Annotated in this window: 12 protein-coding genes and 1 pseudogene; 6 read left to right on the top strand and 7 right to left on the bottom strand. The window is 66.8% G+C overall.

What is annotated here, in order from left to right; genetic code table 11:
* Nucleotides 1-50 precede the first annotated feature (50 nt).
* On the bottom strand, nucleotides 51-1,100 hold the full coding sequence (locus tag HJG53_RS04955; RefSeq protein ID WP_171128227.1) for a deoxyhypusine synthase: 1,050 nt from the start codon (nucleotides 1,098-1,100) through the stop codon (nucleotides 51-53).
* A 179-nt stretch (nucleotides 1,101-1,279) separates the two neighbouring features.
* Nucleotides 1,280-2,503 (bottom strand): type III PLP-dependent enzyme, encoded by a 1,224-nt coding sequence (locus HJG53_RS04950; RefSeq protein WP_171128225.1) that lies wholly within the window; start codon nucleotides 2,501-2,503, stop codon nucleotides 1,280-1,282.
* Between the two features lie 160 nt (nucleotides 2,504-2,663).
* On the opposite strand from HJG53_RS04950, the gene HJG53_RS04945 reads away from it, so the two are divergent.
* On the top strand, nucleotides 2,664-3,626 hold the full coding sequence (locus HJG53_RS04945; protein ID WP_171128223.1) for a threonine/serine dehydratase: 963 nt from the start codon (nucleotides 2,664-2,666) through the stop codon (nucleotides 3,624-3,626).
* The gene (locus tag HJG53_RS04940; protein WP_171128221.1) at nucleotides 3,623-3,784 is read left to right on the top strand and encodes an LPXTG cell wall anchor domain-containing protein; all 162 of its coding nucleotides are present in this window, start codon (nucleotides 3,623-3,625) and stop codon (nucleotides 3,782-3,784) included. The genes HJG53_RS04945 and HJG53_RS04940 overlap by 4 nt, the downstream gene beginning before the upstream one ends.
* Here the strand turns inward: HJG53_RS04940 and HJG53_RS04935 are convergent.
* Complete coding sequence (locus HJG53_RS04935) at nucleotides 3,781-4,227, bottom strand: hypothetical protein (protein ID WP_171128219.1); 447 nt, start codon at nucleotides 4,225-4,227, stop codon at nucleotides 3,781-3,783. The two genes, HJG53_RS04940 and HJG53_RS04935, sit on opposite strands and share 4 nt — an antisense overlap.
* Before the next feature lie 19 nt (nucleotides 4,228-4,246).
* Nucleotides 4,247-4,903, bottom strand: a complete 657-nt coding sequence (locus HJG53_RS04930) for an alpha/beta hydrolase (protein WP_171128217.1) — start codon at nucleotides 4,901-4,903, stop codon at nucleotides 4,247-4,249.
* Nucleotides 4,904-4,995: 92 nt separating this feature from the next.
* Here HJG53_RS04930 and HJG53_RS04925 point away from each other — a divergent pair, with 92 nt between their 5' ends.
* From HJG53_RS04925 to HJG53_RS04910, 4 genes are read left to right on the top strand one after another with little or no spacing between them, the layout of a single operon-like run.
* A complete protein-coding gene (locus tag HJG53_RS04925; RefSeq protein WP_302477353.1) occupies nucleotides 4,996-6,072 on the top strand; it encodes a cysteine desulfurase family protein in 1,077 nt (358 codons plus the stop codon).
* Nucleotides 6,069-7,253 carry a cysteine desulfurase family protein gene (locus HJG53_RS04920; RefSeq protein ID WP_171128215.1) on the top strand — a complete coding sequence of 395 codons (1,185 nt, stop codon included), beginning with the start codon at nucleotides 6,069-6,071 and terminating at the stop codon, nucleotides 7,251-7,253. The genes HJG53_RS04925 and HJG53_RS04920 overlap by 4 nt, the downstream gene beginning before the upstream one ends.
* The gene (locus HJG53_RS04915) at nucleotides 7,250-7,585 is read left to right on the top strand and encodes a 2Fe-2S iron-sulfur cluster-binding protein (protein WP_171128213.1); all 336 of its coding nucleotides are present in this window, start codon (nucleotides 7,250-7,252) and stop codon (nucleotides 7,583-7,585) included. Before HJG53_RS04920 ends, HJG53_RS04915 begins: the two co-directional genes overlap by 4 nt.
* A gap of 2 nt (nucleotides 7,586-7,587) precedes the next feature.
* Complete coding sequence (locus HJG53_RS04910) at nucleotides 7,588-9,846, top strand: PAS domain-containing sensor histidine kinase (RefSeq protein WP_171128211.1); 2,259 nt, start codon at nucleotides 7,588-7,590, stop codon at nucleotides 9,844-9,846.
* 3 nt (nucleotides 9,847-9,849) lie between these two features.
* Here the strand turns inward: HJG53_RS04910 and HJG53_RS04905 are convergent, their stop codons facing one another.
* From HJG53_RS04905 to HJG53_RS04895, 3 genes and pseudogenes are all read right to left on the bottom strand, one after another.
* The gene (locus tag HJG53_RS04905) at nucleotides 9,850-10,029 is read right to left on the bottom strand and encodes a hypothetical protein (protein WP_171128209.1); all 180 of its coding nucleotides are present in this window, start codon (nucleotides 10,027-10,029) and stop codon (nucleotides 9,850-9,852) included.
* Between the two features lie 44 nt (nucleotides 10,030-10,073).
* A pseudogene (truA, locus tag HJG53_RS04900) lies at nucleotides 10,074-10,776 on the bottom strand (tRNA pseudouridine(38-40) synthase TruA).
* Nucleotides 10,773-11,173, bottom strand: a 401-nt coding sequence (locus tag HJG53_RS04895; protein ID WP_368039509.1) for a methionyl-tRNA formyltransferase, incomplete at its 5' end; no start/stop codon positions are given. The pseudogene truA and the gene HJG53_RS04895, both read right to left, overlap by 4 nt.

Genomic DNA, 11,173 nt, shown 5'->3' with positions numbered 1-11,173 from the left:
CGTTATGCGCGCGGAACGTGCGCGAGCGAACGGAGAGGGTCAATATGCCTTCAGGCGAACAGCTTCGCCCAGCCGCGCTTCGGACGCGTCTTCCACGCGCCGCGATGATAGGCGTCGCTGGCGAGGAGCGGCATCACCGATCCCGCTTCGGCGAACACCATCTGCTCGAGCGCGGTGTCGACCTTACCCCAGCTCGCCGCTTCCTTCAGCGTCGACGACGAGCAGGCGCCGTCGCGCACGTCGGCAACGGTGATCTGCACCGCATATTTGTGCATCTCGACATCGTCATGGCCAAGGATCTCGGCGCAGACGACCGTGTCCTGGATGAAGTTCTTCGGTACGCCGCCGCCGATCATCAGCAGGCCGGTGGTGCCCGCCTTGATCTTGATGTCGGTCAGCTCGCGGAAGTCCGCGATGGCGTCGAGCACCATATAGGGCTTGCCTTCCTTCATCCGGTCGACCTGGTGCTTGACGAGGCCGAAGCCCGCCGAACTGTCGACGAAGGCCGGGCAGAAGATCGGCACGTCATGCTCATAGGCGAGCTTGACGAGGCTGTTCTCCTTCTTGCCGTGCTCGGCCAGATACCGGCCCATCTCGCGGATGAAGGCGCGCGAACTGTACGGGCGCGGCTCCAGCGAGTCGGCGATCTTGCCGATCGTGTGATCGCAATCCTGCAGCTGCTCTTCGTCGATATAGGTGTCGTAGATGCGGTCGATGTAGAGCGAGCGCAGCGTGTTGTCGTCCGGGATCTCGAGCGCCTGATAATGCTTGTGGCCAAGGCCTTCGAAGAAATCCATGTCGACGATCGACGCACCGGTGGCGACGATACCATCGACCATGTTGGAGCGGACGAGTTCGGCATAGAGGTCCATGCAGCCGCCGGCCGAAGTCGAGCCTGCGATCACCAGGAAGATGGTGCAGTCCTTGTCTTCCAGCATCTGGTTGTAGATGCCGGTGGCGCGCGCGAGGTCGCGGCTGGTGAAGCTCATCTTGCCCATGGCGTCGATGATCGGCCGCGCGTCGAACGAGCGGATGTCGACATGCTCGACGGTGGTGGAGAGCAATTCCGCCTTGCGGGTGTCGTTGGCGAGGGTGTTCATGTGTCTCAGGTTCCGTTTTCTCAATAACCGGCGTCGTTAAGGGGACGCGGAGACCCGTTCAGTTCCCCTCCCGCTTGCGGGAGGGGTTAGGGTGGGCAAGCCCGACCCGTGCTGCGCATCAAGTCAGGCCCACCGCCGGCCCCTCCAGCAAGCGGGAGGGGAAGAGTGGCAGTCAGCAGTTACAACTTGACGACGTTCGAGGCGACCTCGCGCTCCACGGCGGTGTAGAGCGAGACCATCGGCTCGTCTTCCACTTCGACCACCTCGGCAACGCCGAAGCCGTTGAACCCGGTCCGCATCGCGCAGCCATAGGCGCCGAGCATGCCGATCTCGATATAGTCGCCCGCCTGCACGTCCGCCGGCAGCATGAACGGTCCCGCCATATGGTCGAGATCGTCGCAGGTCGGCCCGTAGAAGCTGAACGCCATCGGCTTGGCGCGGCTGTCCGGCTCGCGCAGCAGGCTGACGGGGAAGCGCCAGCCGACATGCGCGGCATCGAACAGCGCGCCATAGGCGCCGTCGTTGATGTACAGCTCCTCGCCGCGGCGCTTTTCGACGCGCACCACCAGCGAGCTATATTCGGCGCACAGCGCGCGGCCCGGCTCGGCCCAGAGTTCGGCCGAATAGGACACCGGCAGATTCTCGAACGCGCGATGGATCGTCTCGAAATAGAGTTCGAGCGGCGGCGGCTCCATGCCGGGATAGGAGCTCGGAAAGCCCCCGCCGACATCGACCACGTCGACCGTGACCGCCGCCTCGACGATCGCCTGCCGCACGCGTTCCATCGCCTGCGCATACGCGTCGGGCGTCATCGCCTGGCTGCCGACATGAAAGCAGATGCCGAGCGCGTCCGCTGCCTGACGAGCGGCGATCAGCACGTCCTTGGCCTCGGTCGGCGACACACCGAATTTGGAAGCGAGGCTCAGCTTCGAATAGTCGGACGACACGCGCAGCCGCACGCAGAGGGTCAAATCGGTAGCGCCCTCCGTGGCGGCAACGATTTTCTCCAGCTCCTCCATCGAGTCGAGGGAGAAGGTGCGGACGCCATGATCGAAATAGGCTTCCGCGATCGCCTCTTCCGCCTTCACCGGGTGCATGAAGCAGAGCACGGCCTCCGGTAGCGTCGCGCGCACCATGCGGACCTCGGCGATCGAGGCCACGTCATAATGCGTGACACCGCTGTCCCACAGGATGCGGACCAGGTCGGGAGACGGGTTCGCCTTGACCGCATAGAGCGTCTTGCCCGGAAACTTCTCCACGAAGAAGCGGGCGGCACGCTTGGCGGCATGCGGACGAATGAGCGTGACCGGCTGGACCGGGCGTTCACTGGCAATCTCAAGACCGCCGCGGGCGGCCTTGACGGGGGCGGCAGCTAGCCCCAGCGCGCTATGATGCTTGTGCAACTCAAGGGACCTCCAATGCCAGGGACGAACCCTGGTCTTCAGCTTCGACATTCACTGCCTTGCGGTGGAAGTCCCATGGGGCAGCGGAGGCGCGATATATGTTTGGGGGTCTCCCCTGTAAAGCGGTGAATCGAACCGTATTTCTTTTTGGAGACAGAACGTGATTTCACGGCGCCAGCCTGACCGTGAAGGCGTGACCAACGCGCTGAAGAAACTAGAGAAAATCGTGAGTTCGACGCCGCTGCTGCAGGCGGAGATCGGCGGGCGCACTGTGTATCTGAAGGTCGAATCGCTGCAGCCGATGGGCGCATTCAAACTGCGCGGCGCGTGGCACCGACTCACCGACCTTTCGGACGACGAGCGGGCGCGGGGCGTCGTCGCCTTCTCGTCGGGCAATCACGCACAGGGCTTGGCCTGGGCAGCGCGGCGGCTCGGCATTGCCGCGACCATCGTCATGCCCGCCGATTCGCCGGCCAAGAAGCTCGACAACACGCGGGCGCTCGGGGCGGAGGTGATTCTCTACGACCGCATGCGCGAGGCGCGCGAGGTGATCGCCGCGCGCATCGCCGACGAGCGCGGCTCCGTTGTCGTACCGAGCTTCGACGACCCTTGGGTTGTGGAAGGGCAGGGCAGCGCGGGGCTCGAGGCAGTGGCGCAACTGCAGGCGATCGGCCGCGGCGCGCCGGACCGGATCGTGACCCCCTGCGGCGGCGGGGGGCTCGCCGCCGGTCTGGCATTGGCGATCCCGGAGGCAAAGATGGTGGTCGTGGAGCCCGAAGGTTGGGACGACATGACCCGCTCGCTCCGGGCCGGCGAGATCATGCCGGTCGGCAATGCGCCGCCGCCTACGTCGTGCGACGCCCTCCAGACGCTCAAGGTCGCACCCCTGACGTTCGACATCCTGCGCGGTCGGGGAGCGTGCGGCCTCAGCGTGACCGAAGCGGAGACCGGCACGGCGATGCGCTGGGCCTTCGACCATCTGCGCCTGGTGCTGGAGCCGGGCGGCGCGGTCGCCCTCGCTGCGCTGCTGTCGGGCAAGGTCGAGCCGGGCGAGCGGACCCTGGTCCTGCTGTCCGGCGGCAACGTCGATGCCGAGACGTTCAAGCGGATGACCGACCTATGACCGGAACTCCGGCCTTGCTCCTCTCCATCCTCATGCTGGCGGCGGTCGCCCTGGTGCTGGGCGGCATCGTGCAGATCAGGCGCAAGGAGCGACGGGGATGGCTGATGCTGGTCGCGGCCGCGGTGCTGGTCGGCAATGTCCTGATCTGGGCCGTCTAGCTCGCCAGCCGCTCCGGCAGATTGTCGAAGATGCGCCGGATTTCCTGGAGAACCTGGACCGTCTTCTCCAGGTCCTCGTCCGGGAACTCGGACATCAGCGGTTCGATCTCGGGACCCATCGCCATGATGGAGTCGGCATGGGCCGCCTTGCCCGATGTGGTGATGCCGATGATCTGGTCCTCGCCATCCCCGATGCGACCGATGAAGCCGCGCTCCTCCAGCGCACCTAGATGCACGTCCATGTCCTCGACAGAGACCTGAAACAGCCAGGCCAGGACGGATCTGCGCTCCTGCTCGCGATTGTTGCGGACGAAATAGTTGAGCGCGCCGAACTGGCCGGCATTGAGCCCCGTGCGTTGGATCTGGCCGATGTGGTTGCGCACAAGGTGCTCGACCACCGCAATCTCCGTAAACAGGTCCAGCAGCAGCTTCTCGCGCGACATAATCCCCCGCTTGGTCAGATCACCGGATCGGGCAGTTCGGGTCCAGCCTGAAGTCCAGATATTTGTCCACGCTGCCCATCAGCTGCGGCATCTCATGTTCGAAGAAATGGTTCGCGCCGGGAATGGTGTCGTGGTGGATAGTGATGTGCTTCTGCGTGCGCAGCTTGTCGACCAGCTTCTGCACGGCCGAGGGCGTCACGACCTCGTCGGACTCGCCCTGGATGACGATGCCGGATGCCGGGCAAGGGGCGAGAAAGCTGAAGTCGTACATGTTGGCGGGCGGAGCGATTGAGATCCAGCCGCGCACCTCGGGCCGACGCATCAGCAACTGCATGCCGATCCACGCGCCGAAGCTGACCCCCGCGACCCAGGTCTGCTGCGCTTCGGGATGAAAGCTCTGTACCCAGTCGAGCGCGGAGGCGGCATCCGACAGCTCGCCGACGCCATTGTCGAACACGCCCTGGCTCTTGCCGACGCCGCGGAAGTTGAAGCGGAGTGTCGCAAAGCCGCGGCGCGCGAAGGTCTGGTAGAGTGCCTGAACGATGCGGTTGTTCATCGTGCCCATCGCCTGCGGGTGCGGATGCAGGATCATCGCAACAGGCGCGCGCGGGCGGGGCGGGGGGGCAAAGCGGCCTTCGAGGCGGCCTTCCGGGCCGGGAAAAATGACTTCGGGCATAGCACCTTGATCGAAAAAGCGGCCGGGATGGTGGCGCTGAGTTGCGGCGCTATATAGGATCGGAGCCGAATTTCGCAAACGGGTCCGTCACCTTGGCTCAGCGCCTCTATCTCGACCACGCCGCCACCACGCCGATGCTGCTCGCGGCGCGCGAGGCGATGCGTGCTGCCATCGCGCGCTGGGCCAATCCCTCTTCGCCGCATGCCGAGGGGCGCGCCGCCCGGGCCCAGCTGGAGGACGCCCGGCAGCGTATCGCCGCCATGCTCGGCTGGGACGGCGAGGTCATCTTCACCGGCGGCGCCACCGAGGCGATCCGCATCGCCCTGACGCGCGCCAAATGCGATGCGCGGCTGGTCTCCGCGGTCGAGCACGACGCCGTCCACCGCGTTGCGCCCGACGCCTATTTCCTGCCGGTGCAGACAGATGGCACGGTGCTGCCCGACGCGCTGTCCGGAAGGCTCAGGGCACTGGGCGCCAAGGCCCCACTCGTGGCGGTGCAGGCGGTCAATAATGAGACCGGCGTGTGCCAACCGCTCGACCGCCTCGCGCCGATCGTCCGCCGGGCCGGCGGATTGCTGCTCGCCGATTGCGCGCAGAGCGCGGGCAAGATGAAGCTGCCGGATGCGGACCTGATCGCCGTTTCGGCGCACAAATTCGGCGGCCCGCCAGGCGTGGGCGCGTTGCTGGTCAGGGATTTCGCGATGCTGGAGCCGAGCGGCGGACAGGAGCGTGGCTATCGCGCCGGCACCGAGAATCTGCCCGGCGCGGCGGCGATGGCGGCGGCGCTGGAGCAGTCGCGCGGCTGGGTCGACCGCGCCGGCGATCTGCGCGCGCATCTCGACGGTGCGATCGAGGCAAGCGGCGGCGAAGTCGTCGCCAAGAAGAGTCCGCGCTTGGCGACCATCGCCAGCTATCGCATGCCGGGCGTTGCCGCTTCGGCGCAGCTGATCCAGCTCGACCTCGCCGGCATTGCTGTGTCCGCCGGCAGCGCCTGTTCGTCCGGCACGCTCAAGACCAGCCATGTGCTGGCGGCCATGGGTTGGCAGGACAAGGAAGCCGGCGAAGTGATCCGCGTCAGCTTCGGACCCGAGACCAGCCGCGCCGACATTTACCGGTTTATCGAGGCGTGGCGGCGCATCGCCGACGGCGCCCGCTCGCGCGCCGCATGACCATCTATCTCGACTATCAGGCGACCACGCCGCTGGCGCCCGAAGCGCGCCGGGCAATGGAGCCGTGGCTGGACAAATTCGGCAATCCGCACTCACCGCATCGGCTCGGCCGGGAGGCCAAGGCGGCGGTCGAGGTGGCGCGGGAGGCGATCTCCGGCCTTCTCCGCTCGTCCCGAGCGAAGTCGAGGGGCGTAGGTGCAGAGCTCGCGAGGCGCCCCTCGACTACGCTCGGGACGAGCGCAGATGATGATGGCCAACTTCTGTTCACCTCCGGCGCCACCGAGGCTGCCAATCTGGCGATCAAAGGGGCGGCTTGGGCGGCACCTTCGCAGCGGCGCCAGATCGTCACCATCGCCACCGAACATGCGTGCGTGCTGGACACGGTGCTCTGGCTCGGGCGGCACGGGTTCGAGGCGGTCGTGCTGCCGGTCGAGGCCGATGGGCTCGTCGATCTCGACCGGCTGCGAGCAGCGGTGGGCGACCGGACCGCATTGGTCGCGGCGATGCTGGTCAATAACGAGATCGGGGTGATCCAGCCCATTGCCGAGATCGCCCGGATCGCGCGCGACGCGGGAGCCTTGTTCTTCTGCGACGCGGTCCAAGGCTTTGGGCGTTTGCCGATCCCGGACGCAGACCTCATCGCCGTATCGGCCCATAAGATACACGGCCCCAAGGGGATCGGCGCGCTTTGGGTTCGCAAGGGCGTGGTAATCGAGCCGCTAATGCACGGCGGGGGCCAGGAGGATGACATCCGCTCCGGCACGCTCAGCCCGATGCTCTGCGCAGGGTTCGGCGCAGCGGCCGCTGTCGCGGAAGCGCGGGTCGAGGATGATCGGGCGCATGTCGCCGCGCTATGGGCCATGGCGCATGAGCGCCTGCCGGACTGGAGCGTCAATGGCTCTGCCGAACATCGCTACCGCGGTAATCTCAACGTTCGCCTGGACGGTCTCGACGCGGGGCGGCTGATCGCGGATGTGCGCGGCGTCTCCTTTTCCGCCGGCTCTGCTTGCGCCAGCGGCTCGGGGCGGCCGAGCCATGTGCTGAAGGCGCTTGGCCTGTCGGATGCCGAAGCCCGGTCGAGCATCCGGCTCGGCTTCGGGCGTTACACCACGGAGGAAGAGCTGCACCAGGCGCTCGACCTGATCATCGAAGCGGCCGCGCGCCAGCGGGTGTTCGCATGATCCGGGTGCGATTCATTTCGGCGGACGGTGGTTCGGTGAGCGAAGTGCAGGGCGCGCCGGGCGACCGCCTGCTCGACCTCGCCCAGGCCGACGGTCAGCCGCTTGAGGGCACGTGCGAAGGTCAGATGGCCTGCTCCACATGCCACGTGATCGTCGACCCCGACGATTTCGCCCTCCTCCCGCCGGCGACGGAGCCGGAGGAAGACATGCTGGATCTCGCCACCGGTGCCACCCGCCACAGCCGCTTGGCCTGCCAGATCTTCCTGGATGCAAGCCTGGAGCAGCTCACCGTCCGGATTCCGGCAGAGTCGCGCAACATGCAGGGCCGTTAGCCATGGCTGCGCTGCCGGACAATGAGCACGCCGCGTCGCTCGCCGACGACCGCCTCGCGCAGGTGCTCGACAGCATCGCCGACGGCTATTGCATGGTCGGTCCCGACTGGCGGATCCTGATCGTCAACCGCGCCGCCGAGGCCTTTTTCGGGCGCTCCCGAGAGACGCTCAACGGGCTGAATCTCTGGGACGCGTTTCCGGCGATTGGTGGCACGGCGTTCGAGAAGAATTTCCGCCGCGCCGCCGCCGGAGAGACGACGCGCTTCGAGATCGAGTCCACCGTCCATCCCGGCCGTCATGTCGAGGTCAATGCCGCACCTTTGTCCGGCGGCGGTATCGCCATCGCCTTTCACGAAATCACCGAGCGCATCCGCTACGAGCGCGCGCTGCGGGAGAGCGAGCAGCGCTTCCGCCTGATCGCCGATTCCGCGCCGGTGCCGATGTGGGTCACCTCGCTCGACCGCAAGCGCTGGTTCGTGAACCGCGCCTATGTGGAGTTCCTCGGCGTCAGCTATGAAGAGGCGGTCGAGTTCGACTGGCGCTCGATCATCCATCCCGAAGACCTGCCGCGCATCTTCAAGGAGCAGGTCGAGAAGGAAGCGTCGCTCCAGCCCTTCCACCTCGAAGCGCGCTATCGCCGGGGCGATGGCAGCTGGTGCTGGCTGCGCTCCTATTCGCAGCCACGCTGGGGCCCGGACGGCGAGCATATCGGCTTTATTGGCGTCGCCTTTGACATTACCATCGCCAAGGAAGCGGAGCTGGAGCTGCAGCGCCTCGTCGCCTTGCGGACGGCGGAGCTGGAGGCGCTCTATAATCGCACGCCGACCATCCTTCATTCCGCCGGCCCCGACCAGCGGCTGATCAGCGTGTCGGATCGTTGGCTCGAATTCATGGGCTATGAGGATCGGTCGGAAGTGCTCGGACGCGAGTTGTCCGAGTTCATGACGCCCGAGAGCATTGCCAAACTCTCCGCCGAAGCATGGCCGCAGCTGCTCGCGAGCGGCGCCTATGACGATGTGGAATATCAGGTGCTGACGAAGAGCGGCGAGGTCGCTGACGTGCTCGCCTCGGTGCGGACCTGGCATGACGATCAGGGACGCTTCGTGCGGACCATGGCTGCGCTGATCGACGTCACCGCCACCAAGCGGACGGAAGAGGCGCTCCGCCAGGCGCAGAAGGTCGAGGCGATGGGCCAGCTGACCGGCGGCGTCGCGCACGACTTCAACAATCTGCTGTCGCCGATCATCGGCGGCCTCGACCTGCTGCAGCGCCGTGGCGTCGGTGATGAACGGGATCGGCGCACCATTGCTAGCGCGCTGCAGGCGGCCGAGCGCGCCAAGACCTTGGTGCAGCGGCTGCTCGCCTTTGCCCGCCGCCAGCCGTTGCAGCCGACCGCCGTTGATCCGGCGAAGCTGATCGGAGGCATGGCCGAGCTGATCGCCTCGACGGTCGGCCCCCGGATCCGCGTCGTGGTCGAAGCGGCTGACGATCTGCCGACCTGCCTCGCTGATCCCAACCAGGTCGAAATGGCGCTGCTGAACTTGAGCGTGAATGCGCGCGACGCGATGCCTGATGGCGGCGTTCTGTCGATCCTTGCGCACGACGCCATGGCGAGCGAGGGTGAGGGCGATCTGGCGCCCGGCCGCTACATCAGGCTGACCGTCGCCGATACCGGGGTGGGCATGGATGAGGCGACGCTCGCGCGCGCGATCGAGCCCTTCTTCTCGACCAAGGGGATCGGCCGCGGCACCGGCCTCGGCCTGTCGATGGTGCATGGTCTCGCCGCCCAGCTGAATGGCGCGCTGCGGCTGCGCAGTGCACCCGGAGAGGGCACCGAAGTCCAGCTGTGGCTTCCCTGCGCCGAGACACCGGCGCAGCGATCCGGCGATCATGGCCCGACTGAGGCCGTCGAAGCGCAAGGCGTGGCGTTGCTGGTCGACGATGAAGAGCTGGTCCGCATGTCGACGGCGGAAATGCTCGCCGACATGGGGTTCCAGGTCGTCGAACATGCCTCGGCCGATGCGGCGGTCGCCTATCTGATGAACGGCGGGCCGGCCGACCTGATCGTCACCGACCACCTGATGCCCGGCATGACCGGTGTCGAGCTGGCCCATGCCGCGCGGCAGCTGCGCCCCGGCACGCCGACGCTGATCGTGTCGGGCTATGCAGAGGCGAGCGGCCTCGACGCGGATATTCCGCGGCTCACCAAGCCCTTCCGCCATGCCGACCTTGCTGCGGCAATCGGCGGCATCCTCCGCTGAGGCTCAGCCCGCCTGATAGCTGGTCGGGTTGTCCTGCTGCTTCACGTCGCCCGCCGTGCCCATCACGCCGTCGGTCTCGCCGGCGCTGCCTTCGATCGGTTCCTTAGGGATCGGACCCTTGGGATCGCGGCTGCCGACCGATTTTTCATCAGGGCTGTCGATCGTCTTCTTGCCGTCGCTCATGTGCATCTCCTCGATGCACAAGAACGCGGCGCGGCCGGATGTGTTCAGGGGTAGCGGGCACCGGTGAAGTAAAGCCCGTCGGGCGGTGCGTTATAGCCGAGCGCCGAGCGGTCGGCGGCGGCAAGGGCGTCGGCCAGGTCCTGCGCGCTCCATTTGCCCTGTCCGACAAGCGTCAGACAGCCGACCATCGAGCGGACCTGGTGATGGAGGAAGGAGCGCGCTTCCGCGACGATCAGCACCCGCTCGCCTTCGCGGCGAACGTCGAGACGATCGAGCGTCTTGACCGGGCTTTCGGACTGGCAATGGGCGGAGCGGAAGGTGGTGAAATCATGCCGGCCGACGAGTAGCTGTGCCGCCTCGTGCATGGCACCTGCGTCGAGCGACATCGGGACCCGCCAGGCGAGGCCAATCTCGAACGTCAGCGGCGCGCGGCGATTGACGATCCGGTATTCATAGGAGCGGCCGATGCACGAGAAGCGCGCATGCCAATCGTCGGCCACCTCCTGGCATCAGACCTTCCATCAGGCGAAAGGGCGTCACCTCGCGCTGCAGCTCGACATGGGCGCGCATGGCGAGCGCGTGGACGCCAGCATCGGTGCGCCCTGCGGCATGGACGGCCGTCACCTCGCCGGTCATCCGCTCGACGGCGCGCTCCAGCGCTTCCTGCACGCTCGGGCCATGATCCTGCCGCTGCCAGCCCATGAACGGCCGCCCGTCATATTCGACCATCAGCGCGAAACGCGTCACAGCTGCGTGCCGGCCGGGATCGGGAAGCCGCGAAGCAACTCTTCCATACTCATCGCGCCGCGGCCCGCGCGCTGCACGCGAACGGGCCGCAGCGCGTCCGCGCCGCATCCGATCAGCAGTCGGTCGTCGAGCACTTGGCCGGGCTCCCCGGCGACTGGCTCGATCTCTGCCGCGAGGATGCGCACGCGCTCGCCGTCCAGCTCGAAAAATGCGCCCGGCGCCGGGTTGAAGGCGCGGACCTGGCGCTCGGCCGATGCGGCACCGGCCGCGAAGTCCAGCCGCGCCTCCGCCTTGTCGATCTTGGCGGCGTAAGTGACGCCCGCCTCCGGCTGAGGAACTGCTGGATAGCGGTCCAGGGCGGTAAGCACTTCGACCATCAGCGCCGCCCCTTTGCGCG

It is taken from the genome of Sphingomonas sp. ID1715 (genome assembly GCF_013044515.1).
Lineage (GTDB): Bacteria > Pseudomonadota > Alphaproteobacteria > Sphingomonadales > Sphingomonadaceae > Sphingomonas_B.
The sequence above is the reverse complement of the archived record's forward strand: the minus strand, read 5'-3'. Positions and strand labels throughout refer to the sequence as shown.